Origin of the sequence: Tsukamurella sp. DT100, from assembly GCF_049844855.1 — a bacterium.
Classification (GTDB): Bacteria; Actinomycetota; Actinomycetes; order Mycobacteriales; family Mycobacteriaceae; genus Tsukamurella.
On sequence record NZ_JBNCLV010000001.1, the window covers coordinates 366573 to 386117 of the forward strand.

A 19545-nucleotide genomic window follows, 5' to 3' on the forward strand; every position below is an offset into this window, starting at 1 on the left:
CGTGGATGCCCTCCGGACCGCGGTTGACTAGTAGCGGACCGCCGAGTTGTACGGGCCGGCGGCGTCGATCGGCACGACCTGCACCGGGACGCCGAAGGTGGAGGCGTGCACGACCTTTCCGTCGCCGACGTACATGCCGACGTGGGTGGCCGCGGAGTAGTACACGATGATGTCGCCCGGCTGCAGCTCGCCGCGGGAGACGGGGCGCCCGCCGTTGAGCTGGGCCTGCGAGGTGCGCGGCAGGGACTTGCCGGACTGCTGGTAGGCCCAGACCATGAGCCCCGAGCAGTCGAACTGGCCCGGGCCGGTGCCGCCCCAGGCGTACGGGCTGCCGACGCGGGTGAGCGCGGCCCGGACGGCGGCGAGCTCCGCGGTGCTCCCCGGCGGCACCTTGCTGGGGTCGAACGGGGTGGGCGGGCCGATGAGCGTCTGGCGCTGAGCGCCCGTGAGCCGGTCGTAGATCGCCTTGATCCGCGCGATCTCCTGCGCCAGGCGCGACTTCTTCTGCCGGAGATCCGCGGCCTTGCGCTCGGCCTCCGTGCGGGTGTCCTCGGCCGACTTGGCGGCCTCGGCGGCGCGGGTGGCCGCGGAATCGGCCGCGGCCTTCGACTTCTTGTAGGCGTCGACGGTGGCGACGACGTCGCGGTTGACGAAGTCGAGCGTCGACATCTGGTCGAGCATCTGCTGCGGCGAGTCGCTGACGAGCAGCGCGTAGGTGCGGTTGGTGCGCGAGCCCTTGTAGTTGGCGACGACGACCGCGTCGATCTGGGGCTGCAGGGCGGCCTTCCGCGCCTGCACCGCGGCGACCTCGCGCTTGGCGGCCACGAGCGTGGCGTCGGCGGCGCGCTTGGCGGCGGTGGCCTTCTCGGCGTCCTCCTGTGCGGCCTTCGCTGCCTCGTTGGTGCCCGAGGCCTGCTCGGAGAGCGCCTCGTACTGCTTGAGCGCGGCGTCGGCGGTGTCGGGATCCGCGGTCGCGCTACCGGTGACGGTCAGGCCGGCCACGAGGGCGACCACGGCGGACGCAGCGGATCCGCGCAGCACGAGCGAACGGGACGAGGAGGTCGATGACACGGCCGAGCGGGTCCTTCCAAGCTGGAGCACGATTGCGAACGCAATCACTGCCAGGTTACGTCAGTAACGACGGGCGGAGTAGACCGACATCTCGTTGAGCGGGCTCACCTTGACCGGGATGCCGTAATTCACCGAGTGCACGACCTTGCCGTTGCCGATGTAGAGCGCGGCGTGGCTGCCGCCGTTGTAGATCACGATATCGCCGGCCTGCAGGTCCGAGATCGGGATCGAGCGACCGCCGCCGAGCTGGCCGTAGCTGTCGCGCGGGACGGTGATGCCGGCCTGCTTCATGGACCAGTAGACGAGTCCCGAGCAGTCGAACGAGTTGGGGCCGGCGGAGCCGTAGGAGTAGGGCAGGCCGGTGCGCGACAGCGCGGCCTGGACGACCTTGGCCTTCGCGCCGCCGGGCTGCGCTCCGGCGACGGTGGTGACGCCCGGCTTCGGGGCGATCGCGACCCCGCTCACGACGTTGGGGCGCGCGGTGGTGTTGCGGGAGGTGACGGTCTGCGCGGGCTTCGCGGCGGGCTTGGCCTTCCCTGCGGCGACCGCGGGCTTCACGCCGGGCGCGGGGGCGGGCTTCGCCTTCGGCGCGACCGGTGCCGGCGCCGCGGGGGCGGGCGCTGCGAACGCGGCCGTGGGCACCGCGAGCGTGCCGAGGGTCACGGCGCCCGCTGCGAGGGCACCGCGGGCGACGGTGGCACCGCGGCTGGGCTGCGGCTGAAGTCGGTGTTTCGCCACGAAGCGATTCTCCTAAGTTTCTTCCCGACCGCCGACCGAGTTAGCTGACGGGTTCGGGCGAGGAAGATGCCCTACCCCGGAGGCTCTACGAACCTCCGGCGATTCACCCCGGATAACGCGTGTGGGTCCCCGGCGAGGCCTCGCGGCCTCTTAGGCGGTGACCTCGGGAGACGGGGCGATTTTCGCTCCGGGCTCCTCCGCAAGGTCTCAGAAAGATTACGAAACGGAAACGCGCCTGTCTAGCCGGACGCGCCGGGGGAGCCTCCCCAGACACCCCCGAGACCTCCCCTAGCCGGCCTGTTTCGCCTGGTCAGGAACCACCCTGAGGCGCGGCAACATTCCCTCGTTCGCGAAGGCCGCGATTGCGTCACTCAGACCCGGTTCCGTGACCGAAGCACCCCCGACGCCGGAACCCGGCACGGGCGGCGTGGCCACGACCACCGGTCCGAGGAGGAAGCCCACGGCGCAGTCGCCGCAGGCTCGCGGCTTCGCGGGGCAGGTGGAGCAGTCGACGTGCAGCGTCATGGCGCGTCCCTTCGTTGACGGGGTCTCGATGCCGGCGACGCTAGGCGCGGCGACTGACAAGTTTCGAGTGCGCGTTCGGGCGGCGAAAACCTGTCGGTGGGGTGTTCTACCGTCACGCCATGCAGCTCAGCCTGGACGATTGCGAGACGGGCACCGTCGACCCGCCCCTGCGGGAGGTGACCTTCGTGGTGGTCGACCTGGAGACCACGGGCGGCTCCCCCAAGGGCGGGGACGCGATCACCGAGATCGGCGCGGTCAAGGTGCGCGGCGGCGAGGTGCTGGGCGAGTTCGCGACGCTGGTCGATCCCGGATGCGGCATCTCCCCGCACATCACCCACCTCACCGGCATCACCACCGCGATGGTCACGGGCGCCCCGCGGATCGAGTCGGTGCTCCCCTCCTTCCTCGAGTTCGCGCACGGCGCCGTCCTGGTGGCGCACAACGCCCGCTTCGACCTCGGCTTCCTCAAGGCGGCCGCGGCCGCCACCGGCACCCCGTGGCCGAAGCCCGCGTCGCTGTGCACGGTGCAGCTCGCCCGCCGGGTGCTCACGCGGGACGAGGCACCGTCGGTCAAGCTCAGCGAGCTCGCGCGCCTGTTCCGCACCGAGACCACGCCCAACCACCGCGCGCTCGACGACGCACGGGCCACGGTCGAGGTGCTGCACGGGCTGATCGGCCGCGTGGGCAACCTGGGCATCCACACCCTCGGGGAGCTCCGCGGGCACCTCCCCTCCGTCACACCGCAGCAGCGCGCGAAGCGCCATCTCGCCGATCCGCTGCCGGAGCGGCCCGGCGTGTACCTGTTCCGCGGCCCGGGGAACGAGGTGCTCTACGTCGGCACGTCGGGGAACCTGCACCGCCGCGTGCGCAGCTACTTCACCGCCGGCGAGACGCGGGGCCGGATCAAGGAGATGGTGGGCCTCGCGGAACGGGTGGACCACGTGGAGTGCGCGCACGCGCTGGAGGCGGCCGCGCGGGAGCTGCGCCTCATCGCCGCGCACACTCCCCCGTACAACCGCCGGTCGAAGTACCCGAAGCGCGGCTGGTGGATCTGTCTGACCGCCGAGCCCTTCCCCCGGCTCGCGGTGAAGCGCTCCGCGCCGCAGGGCACCCCGTGCATCGGGCCCGTGCGCTCCCGCACCGACGCGGCCGATCTCGCGGAACTGCTCGCCGAGGCGTGCGGCCTCCGCACGTGCACCACCCGCCTGCGCGCCGGGGCGGCGCACACCTGCGCACTGGGACCCGACGGTGCCCGCCCGCTCGGCGGCTGCCAGGCGTCGGCCGTCGCGCCGGAGCCCGCGGCCCTGTACCGGCCGCGGGCCGACCGGGCGGCCGCCGCGCTCACCGGGCACTCGTCGGAGGTCTTCGAGGCGCTGGAGGCGCGTCTGGCCGCCCTCGCGGAGCGGGAGTTCTTCGAGTCCGCCGCCCGGCTGCGCGACCGCGCCGCGCACCTGGTGGACGCGGTCGCCCGCTCGCACGCGCTGGTCGCCTTCGCGGACGTGCCCGAGCTCTCGATCGCGCACCCGGACGGGGCCGGCGGCTGGGAACTGTCGATCGTGCGCCACGGCCGCCTCGCCGCGGCCGGCGTCGCGCCGCGCGGGGTGCCGCCGATGCCCGTCTTCGACCGGCTGCGCGCGGGCGCCGAGTCGGTCTACGAGGCGTTCGGCGACCTCGCCGCGCCGGACGTGCCCGACACCCTCTTCCCCGCCGACACCCTGCACGGCGCGAGCCCCGAGGAGGCGGCGCTCCTGCGCCGCTGGGCGCTGCGGCCGGGGACGCGCATCGTGGACGTGCAGGGCACGTGGGGCGAGCCACTGGCCGGCGCGGGTCGCTGGCTCGAGTGGGCCGGGCGCGCCTCCGAGGCGGGCCGCGACGCCCGTGCGGCGGCGGCGCATCCGCGCGGGACCGCCAGGCAATACAGTGAGGAGGCCACGCACGCCGCGTGAACGCCAGATCGACCGGAAGGCCCCGCAGTGATCACCGCGATCGTCCTCATCAACGCCGACGTGCACCGCATCCCCGAGACCGCGCAGGCCGTCGCGAACATCGAGGGCGTCACCGAGGTGTACTCGTGCGCCGGCGACATCGACCTCATCGCGAAGGTCCGCGTGCGCGAGCACGACCAGATCGCCGAGGTGGTCACGGAGAAGATCAACCGCATCGACGGCGTCGCGAGCACCTCCACCCACATCGCCTTCCGCGAGTACGCCTCGGCGGACGTCGACGCGGGCTTCGACATCGGGAACTGAGCCTCAGCCGCCGTTGATGATCTCCAGCAGCTCCGGCGGCGGCGTCACGTTCAGGGCGTCATCGGCGATGCTGCTGATCTGCGTCACCGTGCCGTCGCGCCAGTAGTACACGTTCGGCGACACCGGGCCCACCCCGTCGGAGTAGCCGTTGGCGGCGAACACCGGCAACAGCATGAGGCCGCCGAGCGCGGCCTCCGCGTTCGAGCAGGCCGCGAACGCCAGCTGGTTGCGGAAGGGCACAGCGAACAGCACGCCACCGCTCAGGTCGATGCCCGGCACCCACCACGGGAGCAGTTCAGTCAGGAGCAATGCGCCACTGGCCGTGTACACGGAATCGCTGAGAGCGCACAGGAATCGGTGCCCGTCGTGCTCCACGGTCTCGACCCGGATCTCCGCCGTCTCGGTGAGCTCACGCCACAGGTTGCGCCGCGCGCGGTCGTACCACGGCCCGAGCGACGCCATCTCCCGCACGGAGCCGTCGCTGAGGATGCTGACCCGGTCCGGGTAGTCGACGGCGAGCACCTCGGCCACGCCGGACTGCCATTCGAGGGCGTAGTCGAAGCTCATCCGACCGTCCGTCGCGGTCACGTCCCACAGCCGCGCGATGATCCGTTCGCGCATCTGCGCCTCGTCCGGCCCCTCGTCCACCGGTCGGAGCATCGTGCTGAAGTGCTCGCGGACGACTCCGTCCCACTCGGCGGGCCCCACGCCGCGGACCTTGCGCATGAGATTGTCGAGCCCGAACGTGCGACCATCCGCGGTCAGCACGTGATCGCCGCGGACCTCCGCCTCGAACCCGTTCTCCGCCAGCACGGTCCGCGTGAGCGACCGCAATCGGTCAGCGTCGCGGATCGTCATCGGGTAGAGGTGCGGATCCGGCTGGTCCTCGACCGACTTCTTCCTCCCGAACAGCCCCATGCCCCCGAGAGTAGGCCTCGCGCTCAGTAGCCGCTGTGGCTGACCTCCGCGGCCTCGACCTCGATACCGAAGTCGACGGCCTGCTGCACGATCTTCTGGGCGCGGGCGAGGCGCGGGAGGTCGGAGCCGTCGGTGATCTTGCCGCCGGACTTCTCGAAGGCGTCGATGAAGCCGTGCGCCCACGCCACCTCGGACTCGCTCGGGCTGAGGCCGCTGTTGATGACGCCGGCGTGCTCCGGGGTGAGGCACAGCTTCCCGGACATGCCCATCTCCTTCGCCAGGGCGGTCCCGGTGGGCAGGTGCGCGATGTTCAGGGTCGGCCCGTCGATGGGCGCGGGCAGGCGGGCCGCGCGCGACGCGATGACCAGCTGCGAGCGCGCGTACGCGAGGGCGATCGGATCCTCGCCGACCGCGGTGTCGCGCTTGAAATCTCCCGTGCCGAAGGCGATCCGGAAGGTCGACGGCGCGGAGGCGATCCGCGCGACGTTCTGCATCCCGCGGGCGGTCTCGACGAGCGCGAGGATCGGCGTGCCGTCGGGGAGACGGTCCGCGGTGTCGTCGAGGTGGCTCGACCCCTCGGACTTCGCGAGCATGACGCCCTCGAGCCCCGCGCACTGCTTGAGCGCGGCGCAGTCGGCGCTCCAGTACTCGCTCGCCGCGTCGTTGATGCGCACCCACGCACGATGGCCGGTCGACAGCCACTCGACGGTGTCCGCCCGCGCCTGCTCCTTGTCCTTCGCCGCGACGGCGTCCTCGAGGTCGATGATCACGGCGTCGGCCTCGCTGGCCTGCGCGACGGCGAAGGACTCGGGATGGGAGGCCGGGACGAGCAGCCAGGAACGGGCGATCTGCGGGGAGACGGTGCGCTTACTCACGCCGTCAAGATTAGGCGCGTGGAACACTGAATTCCGCGGAATGGAATTTTGTGCGTTGTGTTCGCGGGCACCTAGTCGGAGATGTCAGCGACGGTCGCGCCGTACGCCGCGATGAGCGCGTCCGCGTCGACGATCGCGCTGTGCCCGTGCGCGCCGGCGCCGAGCGCCACCGTCGCGCCGACGATCCGCTCGTCGACGTACACCGGCCAGTCGCCGCGCGCCCCGACGGGCGTGATCGTGCCGCGCTCGTACCCCGTGGCCTCGAGCGCCTCGTCGGCCGGCGGCATCGCGAGCCGGTTCACGCCGACGACGGCGCGCAGCTTGGGCCAGGCGATCGACCGATCGCCGGGGACCAGCGCGAACAGGTAGGCCCCCTCGCCGCGGCGCACGACGAGCGACTTCACCAGCTGCGACGGCGGCAGGTCCATCAACGCGGCCGCCTCCTCCAGGCTGCGCGCGGCGGGACGCTCGCGGACGGTCACCGTCAGGCCCCGGGCTGCGGCGTCCGCGCGCATCCGGTCCAGCCCCGACTCGCTCACGCGCCCGCGATCTCCTGCGACAGCGCGACCCAGCGGTCGAGCAGCGCGGCGGCAGCACCCGAGTCGACGGCCTCGGCGACCCGCGGCAGGTGCGCCGCGATCGAGTCCTGCACGGACTCCCCCGCGGTCAACCCCTCGTACGCGGCGACGGCGCCCGCCGAATTGAGCAGCACCGCGTCACGGACCGGGCCGGTCTCGCCGGCGAGGAAACTCCGGGCGATCGCGGCGTTGACGGACGCGTCGCCGCCCCGCAGGTCCTCCATCGCGACCCGGGCCAGCCCGAGCTCGCGGGGGTCGACGGATTCGACGCCCACCCCGTCCTCCTGCACGCGCCAGACGGTGGAGGTCGACGTGGTGGTCAGCTCGTCGAGGCCGTCGTCGCCGCGGACGACGATCACGTGGTCCTGGCCGCCGCGGTCGGCGAAGGCCTGGGCCACGACGGGCGCCAGATCAGCGAAGGCGCAGCCGATGAGGCCGGCGGAGGGGCGGCCGGGGTTGGTCAGCGGGCCGAGCACGTTGAAGACGGTCGGGATGCCGATCTCCTTGCGGGTCGCGCCGGCGAAGCGCAGGCCCGAGTGGAAGACGGAGGCGAGGCAGAAACCGATGCCCAGCTCGGTCGTGGTGCGCGCGACACCGTCGGCGTTCAGCCCGATCGCGACGCCCAGCGCCTCGAGGCAGTCCGCGCCGCCCGACTTCGACGATGCCGCCCGGTTGCCATGCTTGAGCACGGGCACGCCAGCGGCCGCCACGACGATCGAGCTCATGGTGGAGATGTTCACCGAGTGCGAGCGGTCGCCGCCAGTGCCGACGATGTCGACGGCGCGGGCGTCGAAGGGCACGGGGGTGGTGAGCGAGAGCATCACGTCGGCCAGCGCCCGCACCTCGACGGGCGACGGCCCCTTCATCTTCATGGCGACGCCGAACGCGGAGATCTGCGACGGGGTCGCCCCGTCGCTCATGATCTCGGACATCGCCCACCGCGCCTGCTCCGCGCTGAGGTCGCGCTGGGAGGTGAGCTCGGTGAGAACCGTCGGCCAATCCATGGCCGCAACTGTAATCGGGGCGGTCAACCCGGTATCTGGAGCACCTGCCACAGCACGGCCCGCCCGCCGTGCCGCGCGGTGACGCCCGCCATCCGCGAGCGCTCCTGCGAGACGTGCAGAGCATCGACCTTCTGCACCCGCGCCACCGCCACCGGCTCCAGGCCGTCGCGGGACGGCGCACCGGCGGGCACGCGCTCGTACCGGTCCTGCGCGACGAGGCGCAGCACCTCATCGACTTCTCCGGGCGGTAGCTCGAGCACGTGCCGCAGCACGCTCTGCACCTCCGGATCGAAGCCCGGGGAGGCGTCGAGGACCGACGACGAGGCGGCCGCGTCGTCGTCCGATTCGGCCACGGGAACCAAACCGGGGTCGCCGGGCGTTAACTCTTCGACGGTGCGCGTGGACAGGCGTCCGAGAAGGCGGCCCAGACGGGTCCGCTCCTCGGGTCTGCCATTGAGGTCGTAGGGCAAGGTATGCCTTATCTGCCGGTGCCGATCAGGCCGTTGACGTGGCGTTTCGAGTCATCGTGCGGGAGGTCCTGAACCTGCCCGCGATATTCGACGCGCCCAATCTGCGACCCGGGTAGGCATTCGATACTACGACCGGTCATACTTGCGGAGTGACTAGCGCCGCACCGACCTCAGCTACAGCCATCACCCAGCGCGTGCACTCACTCAACCGGCCCAACATGGTCAGCGTCGGGACCATCGTCTGGCTGTCGAGCGAGCTCATGTTCTTCGCCGGGCTCTTCGCCATGTACTTCGTGGCGCGGGCCGGAGCTGGGGAGAACGGATGGCCCCCCGCCGACACGAACATCAGCCTGGCCGCGGCGCTGCCGCCGACCATCGTGCTGATCGCCTCGTCGGTCACCTGCCAGCTGGGCGTCTTCGCCGCGGAGAAGGGCGATGTCTTCAAGTTCCGCATCTGGTACCTGATCTCGCTGCTGATGGGTGCCGCGTTCGTCGCGGGCCAGCTCAACGAGTACAAGACCCTGATCGGCGAGGGCCTCACGCTCAGCTCCTCGGTGTACGGCTCGGTGTTCTACATGGCCACCGGCTTCCACGGCCTGCACGTGATGGGCGGCCTCGTGGCCTTCATCTTCATCCTGGCCCGCAGCCGCGCCTCGAAGTTCACGCCCGCCCAGGCGACCTCGGCGATCGTCGTCAGCTACTACTGGCACTTCGTCGACGTGGTGTGGATCGGCCTCTTCGCCGTCATTTACATCATTCGCTAAAGACGTTTATCTCAGTCGCCATCACAGAGGGATAGCAGATGAGTTCAGCCAACTTTGAGCCCGCCGGCGAGGGAGGCGAGCCCGACGGTGCCGGGCGCGCGTCCATCGCCTCGGCACAGAAGGCCCGGAAGCAGCGCAAGCTCCGCCGCAAGTTCGCGAGCGCGGCGCTGCTGGTCGGCGGCCTCCTCGCCGCGGGCGGTGTCGCCACGATCGCCAGCCCGACCCCGCAGGTCGCGATCGCCGACGACTTCGACGCCGCGCAGGTCGAGAACGGCAAGCGCCTGTACGAGACCTCGTGCATCAGCTGCCACGGCGCCAGCCTCGAGGGCGTGAAGGACCGCGGCCCGAGCCTCGTCGGCGTCGGCGATTCGGCCGTGTACTTCCAGGTGCACTCGGGCCGCATGCCCGCGACGGTCAACTCCTCGCAGATCGTGCGCAAGCCCGCCAAGTTCGACGCGAAGCAGATCGACGCCATGGGCGCGTACATCCAGTCGATCGGCGGCGGACCGTCGATCGTGTGGGAGTACAACCCGGACGGCTCGATCAAGCGCGACGAGAACGGCAACCGCGTCATCGCGCAGGAGTCGCTGCGCGGCAAGAACCTCGGCGCCGGCGCCGAGCTCTTCCGCCTCAACTGCGCCTCGTGCCACAACTTCACCGGCCGGGGCGGCGCCCTGTCCGGTGGCAAGTTCGCGCCGCCGCTGGATCCCGCGAACGAGCAGGAGATCTACGCCGCGATGCTGACCGGCCCGCAGAACATGCCCAAGTTCTCGGACCGTGCACTGTCGCCTGAAGAGAAGAAGAACATCATCGGCTTCATCAAGAACGTCGGCGAGACCCAGTCCCCCGGCGGCCACGGCCTCGGCGGTTTCGGTACCGCGTCCGAGGGCATGGTGATGTGGGTGACCGGGATGATCGCCGTCGTCGGCGCCGCGATGTGGGTTGGGAGCAGGAATTGACCGCCAAGCCGTTGAACAACGTCCCGTCGGACGACGAACTGGACAACCTGTCCCACGAAGAGCTGGTGAAGCTCGGTACCAACCTCGACGGCGTCGAGCTGGTCTACCGCGAGCCGCGCTGGCCCGTCCCCGGCACCCGCGCCGAGAAGCGCGCCGAGCGCACCGTCGCCCTGTGGTTCGCCCTGGCCGGCGTCTTCGGCGCGGCGCTGCTCGGAGTCTTCCTGTTCTGGCCGTGGAAGTACCAGGGCATCGATGATGCCCACTACTGGTGGTACACGCTGTACACCCCGATGCTGGGCATCACCTTCGGGCTGTCGCTGCTCTGTGTCTTCGCGGGCACCGTGCAGTTCACCAAGAAGTTCATCCCCGAGGAGATCGCGGTCCAGCAGCGGCACGACGCCGGCGGCTCGTCCAAGGTCGACAAGGCCACCACGGCCGCCCTCTTCAAGGACGCGCTGGAGACCTCCACGCTCCCCCGCCGCAAGATGATCATGGCCTCGGCCGGATTCGGTGTCGGCGTCCTCGGCCTCGGTGCCGCGGCCGGCTTCATCGGCGGTCTCGTCAAGAACCCGTGGGCCAAGCGCGAGGCATCGCCGCTGTGGCACACCGGCTGGTCCCCGTACTGGAACTCGCTCGAGAACGACTTCTCGTCCGACCTCAACCACGAGGCCGTGTTCCTCCGCAACGACGTGGGCGACCCCTACAAGGTCAAGCTGGTGCGCGCCGAGGACCTCGACGCCGGCGGCATGATGACGGTCTTCCCGTGGCGCGTCTCGGACGGCTTCGGCGAGACCGAGGAGTCGCGGCTCAAGCTGCTCCACGGCCTCAAGGGCATCCGCAACCCCGTCATGCTGATCCGCCTGCGTCCCGAGGACGCCGTGCGCGCGATCAAGCGTGAGGGCCAGGAGAGCTTCAACTACGGCGACTACTGGGCCTACACCAAGGTCTGCAGCCACTTCGGCTGCCCCACCTCGCTGTACGAGCAGCAGACCAACCGCATCCTCTGCCCCTGCCACCAGTCGCAGTTCAACGCGCTCGAGTACGGCAAGCCGGTCTTCGGTCCCGCCGCCCGTGCCCTCGCGCAGCTGCCGATCTCGGTCAACGAGCAGGGTTACATGGTCGCCAACGGCGACTTCATCGAACAGGTCGGACCGGCCTTCTGGGAGGCGACGCACTGATGACCACACTCGGAGATCGGATCGGCCACCAGGCCAACGATCTGGATTCGCGGTACCACTTCGCGCCCGGGATCCGTCGCCAGATCAACAAGGTCTTCCCCACGCACTGGTCGTTCATGCTGGGCGAGATCGCGCTGTACAGCTTCGTGATCCTGCTGCTGTCGGGCGTGTACCTCACCCTGTTCTTCGACCCGTCGCTGTCGGAGGTCCACTACGAGGGCGCCTACGAGCCGCTGCACGGCGTCGCGATGTCGCGCGCCTACGCCACCACCCTGGACATCTCGTTCGAGGTGCGCGGCGGCCTGTTCGTCCGCCAGATCCACCACTGGGCCGCCCTGATGTTCGCCGCGTCGATCATCATCCACATGGCCCGCATCTTCTTCACCGGCGCGTTCCGTCGCCCGCGTGAGGCCAACTGGGTCATCGGCTGCGCGCTGCTGCTGCTCGCGATGTTCGAGGGCTTCTTCGGCTACTCGATCCCGGACGACCTGCTGTCGGGCACCGGCGTCCGCGCCGCCATGTCGGGCATCGTCGTCGGCCTCCCCGTGGTCGGCACCTGGGTCCACTGGGCCCTGTTCGGCGGGGACTTCCCCGGCGAGCTGCTGATCCCGCGCCTGTACGTGCTGCACATCCTGCTGTTCCCGGGCATCATCCTGGCGCTGATCGCGGGCCACCTCGCCCTCGTCTGGTACCAGAAGCACACCCAGTTCGCGGGCCCCGGCCGCACCGAGGAGAACGTGGTGGGTGTCCGCATCCTCCCCGTCTTCGCGGTCAAGACCGGCGCCTACTTCGCCGCCACCTTCGGCATCATCGCCCTCATGGCGGGCATCTTCACGATCAACCCGGTGTGGACGATCGGCCCGTACGACCCGGCGAAGGTCTCCGCGGGCGTGCAGCCCGACGTCTACATGATGTGGACGGACGGCCTGGCCCGTCTGTGGCCGGCGTGGGAGCTCTACATCTGGGGCCACACGGTTCCGGGCGCCGCGTTCGTGGCGATCATCATCGGCGTCATCATCGGCCTGATGATCGGCTACCCGTGGATCGAGAAGAAGCTCACCGGCGACGATGCGCACCACAACATCCTGCAGCGTCCTCGCGACGTGCCGGTGCGCACCGCGATCGGCGCCATGGCGCTCGCGTTCTACATCGTGCTCACGCTCTCCTGCGTGAACGACGTCATCGCGCTGAAGTTCCACATCTCGCTCAACGCGATGACGTGGATCGGCCGCATCGGCCTGGTCGTGGCACCGCCGGTCGCCTACTGGCTGACCTACCGGTTCTGCATCGGCCTGCAGCGCGCCGACCGCGCGGTGCTGGAGCACGGCATCGAGACCGGCGTCATCGTGCGCCGCCCGAACGGTGAGTTCATCGAGCTCCACCAGCCGCTCGGCCCCGTCGACGACCACGGCCACGCCGTGCCGCTCCCCTACGAGGGCGCGGTCGTCCCGACCAAGGCCAACCAGCTCGGCGCCGCCGGGCAGCCCGGCACGGGCTCGTTCCTGCGGGCGGACTCGCCCGAGGAGCAGCGCGACAACGCCGCTCGCGATCACGCGAACGAGGTCAAGGCGCTCGAGGCCCTCAAGAAGGTCCAGGACAACGGCGGCAAGCTCGACGTCGAGTAGTTCCTGACAACGCCACTGCGGCCCCTCCCCCACCCGGGGAGGGGCCGCAGTCGTTTCCGGGTCCGACGGTCCGCCACAATGGACGCCGTGAGCACCTGCGAGGTCCCGGTCGTCCCGGAGGTCCATCCCGCCGTTCTGCGCCGCCACAGCCCGATGGCGTACGACGCCGACGCGGAGATCGGCGACGCCGCGCTCGACACGATCCTCGATGCCGGCCGCCTCGCACCCTCGGCCGGGAACTCACAGCCCTGGGCGTTCGTCGTGGGGCGCCGCGGCGACGGCGTGCACGCACGGATCGTCCGGCACCTCGCGGGAAGCTCGGCACGCTGGGCGCCCGACGCCTCCGCGATCGTCGTGAACCTGGCCCGGGTCCTCGTCGAGGACACCGACTGGGAGTACTCGGAGTTCGCCCACTACGACCTCGGCCAGGCCGTGGCGCACATGACTCTGCAGGCCCTCTCCATCGGCTTCGACGCACACCAGTTCCGGGCGTTCGACCGCGACGCCGTCGCCGCCGAGTTCGGGGTACCGCGGGAGTGGGAGGTGACGTCGATGACGGCCTTCGGGGTCGCGGCGCACGCGCCGGGCACGGTCGCCGGGGTCGCGCGGGAGCGGCGCAACCGGGACGACGTGACGTGGGCGCGCGCCCGCGGCGACGAGCGCCGCTGACTCAGGCCAGGCGCAGGCGCAGCAGGTAGCTGTTCTCCCCCACCGGGGCGCCGGGCTCGCCGAGGCAGACCTCGTGCCAGGCACCGTCGACGGCGGTGAGGCCCCGCTCGCGCAGCTGCACGGCGAAGGCCTTCGCGGTCGGCGTCAGGGCGGCCGACCACCGGCCGTCGACGCGGGTCTGCAGGTACGACGATGCCGGCAGGTCCAGGCAGTGCACGCGGGCGAGACTGAGCCCCTTGCTGACCTCGAGCTGTTCGAGCACGTCGCCCACCTCGGCCTCGTCGATCCACGCGGGTCGGCGCAGCAGCAGCGTCCAGCGGGCCGCGCCGGTGTCCTGCGGCGCCACGTCGCCGCGGAGCCGCTCGAGCGGGGGCATCCGGAAGTCGCTGCGGACCGCGTCGTCGGCGCCGGGGGTGCCGCGGCGGTAGAGGGCCTTGTTGCGCACCTTGACGCCGTACGCGGCCGCGTAGAGGGCCTCCGCGGCCAGGCGGAAGTCCTCCGAGGTTCGGGGGCTGCCGACCGTGTCCACGGCCAGGTAGGCGCGCTCGGGGGCGTGGACGACGCCGGTGTGCCCGACGGTGCCGTAGGCCCCGTCGCCGTACGCCTCGGGCTCCGCCTCCGCGAAGTCGAGCTTGGTCTTCGGCGGAGCGACGGTGCCGCCCCGGCCGCGCACCTCGTCGGCGGTGAGCTTGCGTACGGACAGCCCGGCTCTGGCCTGCGTCATGGGTGCATGCAATCAGGCCGAGACGACCCGTGGGCGGCGCCGCGGTGAACGTGGACGAAAGAACGACGCCCGCCCCGGTGAATTCCGGTGCGGGCGTCGCTGAAAGAACGTGTCCTAGTGCTTCTCGGGACCCTTGTGGTACTCGAAGACGAGGCCCCACGCGGCGCCCACGACGAGCAGGCCGCCGAAGAACCAGAGCCAGTAGAGCTGGAGGGCGACGGAGATGCCGACCACGGCGACCGAGGCCGAGAGCAGGATGGGCCACCACGAGTGCGGGCTGAAGAAGCCCAGCTCGCCGGCACCGTCGGACACCTCGGCGTCCTCGTAGTCCTCGGGGCGGGTGTCGACGCGGTTGGACACGAACCGGAAGTACGTGCCGATGATCAGCGTCAGGCCGCCGGTGAGGAACATGCCGGTGACGCCGACCCACTCCACGGCGCCGTAGCCGTAGCCCGGGCCCCAGATCGCGGTCGCGACGGTGTACAGGATGCCCGCGAGGAAGAAGAACGCGGTGAGGAACTCGAAGAGTTTCGCTTCGACCTTCATGGGTCAGTTCGCTCCTTCTGCGTTGACGGGCGCGGTGCTGTTGCCCGACGGGGTGCGGCCGGTGCGGCGGGTGTCGAACGGGAACGTGCTCGTGGAGACGCCCACCTCGCCGATCGACTCCAGCGCGGCGACGTTGTCCTTGCCGCCCTGACGCGCCTCGATGTACTTCTTGAAGTTCTCCGGCGTCACGGCGCGGATCTCGAAGTTCATCATGGAGTGGTAGTCGCCGCACATCTCGGCGCAACGGCCGACGAAGGCGCCGGGCCGGTCGATGCTGGACACCTGGAACTTGTTCTGGGTGTGGTTCTGCACCGGGTTCGGCATCACGTCGCGCTTGAAGGCGAACTGCGGGACGTAGAAGGAGTGGACGACGTCGGCCGAGGCCAGGTCGAACTGGATGCGGGTGTCGGTCGGCAGCACCAGGACGGGGATCTCGGCGGACGAGCCCTGCACCTCGACGGTGCTGAACTTCAGGTAGTCGCGGATCTCCTGGAAGCGGCCGTGGTTGGGGCCGCGCTCGGGCTGCGCCTCGACGTGCCCGTGCTCCTTCATCTTCTCGGCTTCTTCGTTGAGCTTCGCGATGTCGGGCTGCTTGCCGTACGGGTTCTCCCGCTCGAGCTTGATCTTGGTGCCGTTGAGGGTGACCTCGCGGTACGCGAAGCGCCAGTTCCACTGGAAGGCGGTGACGTCGACGGTCACGCCCGGGTTGTCCTCGATCTTCTCGACCTTGGTCTGCACGACCACGGTGAAGTAGAAGAGGACGGCGATGATGAGGAACGGGATCGCGGTGTACAGCAGCTCCAGCGGCACGTTGTACGCGGTCTGCCGGGGGAAATCGGGCGAGTCCGCCTTGCGCCGGTGGAACGTGATGGTCCAGAACGTGAGGGCCCAGACGAGCACACCCATGATGAGGGCGGCGACGACGGACCAGCTCCACAGCTCAGTCATGTCACGGGCCTCGGGGGTAACACCCTCGGGCCAACCGAAACGCATCACCTCGTCGGCCGAGCAGCCCGCCAGAGCGAACATGCCAGCGACGAGCCCGGCGGCCAGAACCAGGCGCTTACGCCAGGACGCGGCCCCACCGTGGGCGTTACTTCCGGGTGCCAATGTCGCGCCTTCCTGCTGAAACACGGTCAGTGCTACGGGGCCCGTTCCGGACCGTCTCCCAGTCCGGGAACTCACGGCCGGGGCTGCACGTTCCCCTTGTACTACGCAGCGTAGACCAACGGGACGGGGTACACGTTGCGGGGTCGGCAAATGGCGCGTCGTTTCGCGTGCCCGGCGCACGGGCCTGCGTCGTTCCGGGTGCGGGGCCCCGTTCCGGCATACTGGTCAACCGTGTGTGGCCTCCTGGGATTCCTGTCCGCCGATCGACACGCGGGCGACGTCGTCGACGCGGTGACCGCCGCCGGCCGGTGCATGCGGCACCGCGGCCCCGACGAGTTCGGCGGGTCGTGGCACGACGACGACCTGGCGCTGAGCTTCAACCGCCTCGCCTTCATCGACATCGAGCACGCCCATCAGCCGTTGCGCTGGGGCCCGCCCGAGAGCCCCGACCGGTACGCGCTGACCTTCAACGGCGAGATCTACAACTACCTCGAGCTGCGGCAGCGCCTGACCGACGAGTTCGGCGCCGAGTTCCGCACCGAGGGCGACGGCGAGCCGATCGTCGCCGGCTTCCACCACTGGGGCATCGACGGGGTGCTCGCCGAGCTGCGCGGCATGTTCGCCTTCGCGATCTGGGACACCGAGAAGCGGGAGCTGACACTCGCCCGCGACCAGTTCGGCATCAAGCCCCTGTACGTCGCGACCGGCTCGAAGGGCACCGTCTTCTCGTCGGAGAAGAAGTCCGTGCTCGCGCTGGCCGACGAGGCGGGCCTGAAGCCGGGCCTCGACGCCCGCGCCGTGCAGCACTACACCGTGCTCCAGTACGTGCCCGAGCCCGAGTCGCTGCACCTGGGCATCCGCCGCCTCGAGTCGGGCTGCTACGCCACCCTCTCCCCCGGCGGCGAGGTCGTCGGGCAGCGCTACTTCGAGCCCCGCTTCCCCGTGAAGCCCGTCACCGGCGGCCTGGAGTCCGCCGAGGCGAAGGCCGTCTACCGCGACATCGCCGATGCGCTGCGCGACTCGGTGAAGATGCATATGCGCGCCGACGTGACCGTCGGGTCCTTCCTCTCCGGCGGCATCGACTCGACCGCCGTCGCGGCGCTGGCGATCCAGCACAACCCCGACCTGATCACCATCACCACCGGTTTCCAGCGCGAGGGCTACAGCGAGGTCGACGTCGCCGCCGAGTCCGCCGAGGCGATCGGCGCCCGCCACGTGGTCAAGACCGTCTCCCCCGAGGAGTTCCGCGACGCGATCCCGGCCATCGTCTGGTACCTCGACGATCCGGTGGCCGACCCGTCGCTCGTCCCCCTCTACTACCTCGCGCGCGAGGCCCGCAAGCACGTCAAGGTCGTGCTGTCGGGCGAGGGCGCCGACGAGCTGTTCGGTGGCTACACCATCTACAAGGAGCCGCTCTCCCTCGCACCCTTCGACAAGCTGCCGGCGTGGGCGCGCCGCACCGCCGGGAGGATCGGCGACCGGTTGCCCGAGGGCAAGCGCGGCAAGTCGCTGCTGCAGCGCGGCTCGCTGCCGCTCGAGGAGCGGTACTACGGCAACGCGCGCTCGTTCAACGACGCCCAGCTGGACTACGTGCTGCGCGACTTCCGCCCGGAATGGACGCACACCGACGTCACCGCGCCCATCTACGCCAAGACCCGCGGCTGGGGCCCCGTCGAGCGGATGCAGCACCTGGACCAGTTCACGTGGCTCCGCGGCGACATCCTGGTCAAGGCCGACAAGATGACGATGGCCAACTCGCTCGAGCTGCGCGTGCCCTTCCTGGACAAGGAGGTCTTCCGCGTCGCGGAGACCCTGCCCGCCGACCTCAAGCTGGCCGGCGGCACGTCGAAGTACGCGCTGCGCCGCGCGCTGGAGGAGATCATTCCGCCGCACGTGCTGCACCGGAAGAAGCTGGGCTTCCCCGTGCCGCTGCGGCACTGGCTGGCCGGCCCGGAGCTCTACGACTGGGCCCGGAACGTCATCGAGGAGTCGCAGACCGACGAGTGGATCGACCGGCGCGCGGTGCTCGCCATGCTCGACGAGCACAAGGCCAAGGCCCCCGAGGGCTGGCCGGGCGGCACCGACCACTCGCGCCGGATCTGGACCGTCCTGGTGTTCATGGTCTGGCACGGCATCTTCGTCGAGGACCGCATCCACCCCGCCATCGAGGAGCCGGTCTACCCGGTCCGCCTGTAGGCCCCACCTCTTTTACGCTTAGGAAGCGCCGTTGCACGAAAAGCTCGACTCTTGCACGACCGGCGACGTCGTCGTGCTTCGATACGAAGACTTCGACATTTCCGGCGGCAACGCCCTACGCGATCCAGCGGGGACGCGAGTAGAGCGTGACTACGGTGCAACGGTGCACGTAGTCGGCAAAGGTTCGATCACTCGCGACAAGCACTGTCCGTATGCGGCGTACTCATCCACATTGGCTGGTGCGGATCTCGACCAGCTCGTTACCGCTCTGACCGAAGTATTTCAGTACGAACCAGATCGCATTTTCATCGCTGAGAATGATGGATATCTGCCATCACGCCCCGGTGCGACGTGGAGCAAAAACTATTACCTAACAATAAATGACGACCACCTCGCAGCGGTGATTGAGATCGAGCTCTCCGATGCCTCAAAAACCCCCTTAGACCTCGATTCAATCTTGCATGAAATAGCCGAGAGGACCAGGGTCGAAGTCGTTCGAATTAACACCTACCTCGAGTACGACGGCAGTCAGTTCGGATACCCCTGGGAAGACGCTTCCGGACGCCACAGCAAGGACCCAGACCCTGTCGAGAGAGCTCGATTCAAACAGGACATCTCAACGTCCTACGGCGGCACTCGATCAGTCGGGGTTCTCCTGAAGCTAAGCGCGAGCGACAAATCAATCGCTCATCTAGTGCAGGCAGCAGAGGCCATGACCGAGCTACTTTCTGTTACGGATGGAAATCTGCCACCCGGCCCATCCGCAATCCTCGCATGGCTGCGGTCCGGCCATGAGGAGCTACTAATGGGGCTACAGGAGAGTCAATGGCTAGAGGTCAAGTCGGCGCCGTACCGACTCAAGGCTCCCGGAAACGAGGGCATAGCCCAGAAGGTGGAGCTCGCCGAAGACGTGGCACGTCTAGTCAACGGAGAGGCCGAGTCCATTCTCCTCATCGGATTCTCTGAATCCGCGAGAGATGGCGATTTGCGAATCGATCGAGCCCGACCGATCCCCCTCGATATGCTCAATGAGAAGCAGTACGTAAACGTTCTCGACGAACGAGTTTTTCCCGCTGTTCGCGGCCTACAAGTCCATATCATCAAGAAGGACGAAAATTCGGGATTCTTGGCAATCCACATTCCTCGCCAACCGAGCGAAATGATCCCATATCTTGTGAGTGGAGCAATCGTAGGCGATCGGTATCAGAACGCGTTCTTCAGCGTAGTACAACGACGCGGGGAAGGATCGATCCCTATCGGCGCCCGCGAATTGCACACCTACATTGTGGCCGGTCGAGCGTTTCTCCGTCAGGGATTGAACGAATAGTAGGCAGCGCCTCCTTGAA

At 69.4% G+C, this 19545-nt stretch carries 20 protein-coding genes and 1 riboswitch; of the genes, 9 read left to right on the forward strand and 11 right to left on the reverse strand.

Annotated features, from left to right (window positions below; genetic code table 11):
• Positions 1–27: 27 nt before the first annotated feature.
• The 3 genes from ACLQ3K_RS01750 to ACLQ3K_RS01760 form a co-directional block, all read right to left on the reverse strand.
• Complete coding sequence (locus ACLQ3K_RS01750) at positions 28–1041, reverse strand: NlpC/P60 family protein (protein WP_336671389.1); 1014 nt, start codon at positions 1039–1041, stop codon at positions 28–30.
• Between the two features lie 90 nt (positions 1042–1131).
• Positions 1132–1809, reverse strand: a complete 678-nt coding sequence (locus ACLQ3K_RS01755) for a C40 family peptidase (RefSeq protein WP_336671390.1) — start codon at positions 1807–1809, stop codon at positions 1132–1134.
• Between the two features lie 14 nt (positions 1810–1823).
• Positions 1824–1976, reverse strand: a riboswitch (cyclic di-AMP (ydaO/yuaA leader).
• Positions 1977–2097: 121 nt separating this feature from the next.
• Positions 2098–2334 (reverse strand): hypothetical protein, encoded by a 237-nt coding sequence (locus tag ACLQ3K_RS01760; protein WP_336671391.1) that lies wholly within the window; start codon positions 2332–2334, stop codon positions 2098–2100.
• Positions 2335–2453: 119 nt separating this feature from the next.
• On the opposite strand from ACLQ3K_RS01760, the gene ACLQ3K_RS01765 reads away from it, so the two are divergent.
• Positions 2454–4280, forward strand: coding sequence for a DEDD exonuclease domain-containing protein (locus ACLQ3K_RS01765; RefSeq protein ID WP_336671392.1), 1827 nt, complete (start codon positions 2454–2456; stop codon positions 4278–4280).
• Positions 4281–4307: 27 nt separating this feature from the next.
• Positions 4308–4583, forward strand: coding sequence for an Lrp/AsnC family transcriptional regulator (locus ACLQ3K_RS01770; RefSeq protein ID WP_068521033.1), 276 nt, complete (start codon positions 4308–4310; stop codon positions 4581–4583).
• A gap of 3 nt (positions 4584–4586) precedes the next feature.
• On the opposite strand, the gene ACLQ3K_RS01775 is transcribed toward ACLQ3K_RS01770, so the two are convergent.
• The 5 genes from ACLQ3K_RS01775 to ACLQ3K_RS01795 form a co-directional block, all read right to left on the reverse strand.
• The gene (locus ACLQ3K_RS01775) at positions 4587–5501 is read right to left on the reverse strand and encodes a hypothetical protein (protein ID WP_425996527.1); all 915 of its coding nucleotides are present in this window, start codon (positions 5499–5501) and stop codon (positions 4587–4589) included.
• A gap of 23 nt (positions 5502–5524) precedes the next feature.
• Positions 5525–6376, reverse strand: a complete 852-nt coding sequence (locus ACLQ3K_RS01780) for an HpcH/HpaI aldolase/citrate lyase family protein (protein ID WP_068521038.1) — start codon at positions 6374–6376, stop codon at positions 5525–5527.
• A gap of 71 nt (positions 6377–6447) precedes the next feature.
• The gene (locus tag ACLQ3K_RS01785; RefSeq protein ID WP_425996529.1) at positions 6448–6915 is read right to left on the reverse strand and encodes an aminoacyl-tRNA deacylase; all 468 of its coding nucleotides are present in this window, start codon (positions 6913–6915) and stop codon (positions 6448–6450) included.
• Complete coding sequence (gene trpD / locus ACLQ3K_RS01790) at positions 6912–7958, reverse strand: anthranilate phosphoribosyltransferase (RefSeq protein ID WP_336671395.1); 1047 nt, start codon at positions 7956–7958, stop codon at positions 6912–6914. The genes ACLQ3K_RS01785 and trpD overlap by 4 nt, the downstream gene beginning before the upstream one ends.
• 23 nt (positions 7959–7981) lie before the next feature.
• Entirely contained in the window at positions 7982–8311 is a 330-nt protein-coding gene (locus tag ACLQ3K_RS01795) for a hypothetical protein (RefSeq protein WP_425996531.1), read from the reverse strand.
• Positions 8312–8577: 266 nt separating this feature from the next.
• On the opposite strand from ACLQ3K_RS01795, the gene ACLQ3K_RS01800 reads away from it, so the two are divergent.
• The 5 genes from ACLQ3K_RS01800 (at position 8578) to ACLQ3K_RS01820 (ending at position 13623) form a co-directional block, all read left to right on the forward strand.
• On the forward strand, positions 8578–9192 hold the full coding sequence (locus tag ACLQ3K_RS01800) for an aa3-type cytochrome oxidase subunit III (RefSeq protein ID WP_336671397.1): 615 nt from the start codon (positions 8578–8580) through the stop codon (positions 9190–9192).
• 38 nt (positions 9193–9230) lie between these two features.
• Positions 9231–10151 (forward strand): c-type cytochrome, encoded by a 921-nt coding sequence (locus ACLQ3K_RS01805; protein ID WP_425996534.1) that lies wholly within the window; start codon positions 9231–9233, stop codon positions 10149–10151.
• Positions 10148–11329 (forward strand): cytochrome bc1 complex Rieske iron-sulfur subunit, encoded by a 1182-nt coding sequence (locus ACLQ3K_RS01810; protein WP_336671399.1) that lies wholly within the window; start codon positions 10148–10150, stop codon positions 11327–11329. Before ACLQ3K_RS01805 ends, ACLQ3K_RS01810 begins: the two co-directional genes overlap by 4 nt.
• Complete coding sequence (locus ACLQ3K_RS01815) at positions 11329–12954, forward strand: cytochrome b (protein ID WP_425996536.1); 1626 nt, start codon at positions 11329–11331, stop codon at positions 12952–12954. The genes ACLQ3K_RS01810 and ACLQ3K_RS01815 overlap by 1 nt, the downstream gene beginning before the upstream one ends.
• Before the next feature lie 78 nt (positions 12955–13032).
• A complete protein-coding gene (locus tag ACLQ3K_RS01820; RefSeq protein WP_425996538.1) occupies positions 13033–13623 on the forward strand; it encodes a nitroreductase family protein in 591 nt (196 codons plus the stop codon).
• Between the two features lies 1 nt (position 13624).
• Here the strand turns inward: ACLQ3K_RS01820 and ACLQ3K_RS01825 are convergent, their stop codons facing one another.
• The 3 genes from ACLQ3K_RS01825 to ACLQ3K_RS01835 all read right to left on the reverse strand — a co-directional run bounded on the left by ACLQ3K_RS01825 (position 13625) and on the right by ACLQ3K_RS01835 (position 15922).
• Positions 13625–14347 (reverse strand): hypothetical protein, encoded by a 723-nt coding sequence (locus ACLQ3K_RS01825; RefSeq protein WP_336671402.1) that lies wholly within the window; start codon positions 14345–14347, stop codon positions 13625–13627.
• A 114-nt stretch (positions 14348–14461) separates the two neighbouring features.
• Positions 14462–14893, reverse strand: a complete 432-nt coding sequence (locus ACLQ3K_RS01830; RefSeq protein ID WP_068521058.1) for a cytochrome c oxidase subunit 4 — start codon at positions 14891–14893, stop codon at positions 14462–14464.
• A gap of 3 nt (positions 14894–14896) precedes the next feature.
• Positions 14897–15922, reverse strand: coding sequence for an aa3-type cytochrome oxidase subunit II (locus ACLQ3K_RS01835; RefSeq protein WP_224648083.1), 1026 nt, complete (start codon positions 15920–15922; stop codon positions 14897–14899).
• Positions 15923–16234: 312 nt separating this feature from the next.
• Between ACLQ3K_RS01835 and asnB the strand changes: the two genes are divergently transcribed.
• Together asnB and ACLQ3K_RS01845 are read left to right on the forward strand one after the other, a co-directional pair.
• Positions 16235–18199, forward strand: a complete 1965-nt coding sequence (gene asnB / locus ACLQ3K_RS01840) for an asparagine synthase (glutamine-hydrolyzing) (protein WP_336671404.1) — start codon at positions 16235–16237, stop codon at positions 18197–18199.
• A 31-nt stretch (positions 18200–18230) separates the two neighbouring features.
• On the forward strand, positions 18231–19526 hold the full coding sequence (locus tag ACLQ3K_RS01845; protein ID WP_336671405.1) for a hypothetical protein: 1296 nt from the start codon (positions 18231–18233) through the stop codon (positions 19524–19526).
• The last annotated feature ends 19 nt before the right edge of the window (positions 19527–19545 follow it).

Coding starts and splice junctions, on each gene's coding strand:
- ACLQ3K_RS01830 (WP_068521058.1), bottom strand. CDS start 14,893: ATGAAGGTCGAAGCGAAACTCTTCGAGTTCCTCACCGCGTTCTTCTTC.
- ACLQ3K_RS01820 (WP_425996538.1), top strand. CDS start 13,033: ATGGACGCCGTGAGCACCTGCGAGGTCCCGGTCGTCCCGGAGGTCCAT.
- ACLQ3K_RS01765 (WP_336671392.1), top strand. CDS start 2,454: ATGCAGCTCAGCCTGGACGATTGCGAGACGGGCACCGTCGACCCGCCC.
- ACLQ3K_RS01815 (WP_425996536.1), top strand. CDS start 11,329: ATGACCACACTCGGAGATCGGATCGGCCACCAGGCCAACGATCTGGAT.
- trpD (WP_336671395.1), bottom strand. CDS start 7,958: ATGGATTGGCCGACGGTTCTCACCGAGCTCACCTCCCAGCGCGACCTC.
- ACLQ3K_RS01825 (WP_336671402.1), bottom strand. CDS start 14,347: ATGACGCAGGCCAGAGCCGGGCTGTCCGTACGCAAGCTCACCGCCGAC.
- ACLQ3K_RS01805 (WP_425996534.1), top strand. CDS start 9,231: ATGAGTTCAGCCAACTTTGAGCCCGCCGGCGAGGGAGGCGAGCCCGAC.
- ACLQ3K_RS01760 (WP_336671391.1), bottom strand. CDS start 2,334: ATGACGCTGCACGTCGACTGCTCCACCTGCCCCGCGAAGCCGCGAGCC.
- ACLQ3K_RS01775 (WP_425996527.1), bottom strand. CDS start 5,501: ATGGGGCTGTTCGGGAGGAAGAAGTCGGTCGAGGACCAGCCGGATCCG.
- ACLQ3K_RS01835 (WP_224648083.1), bottom strand. CDS start 15,922: ATGTTCGCTCTGGCGGGCTGCTCGGCCGACGAGGTGATGCGTTTCGGT.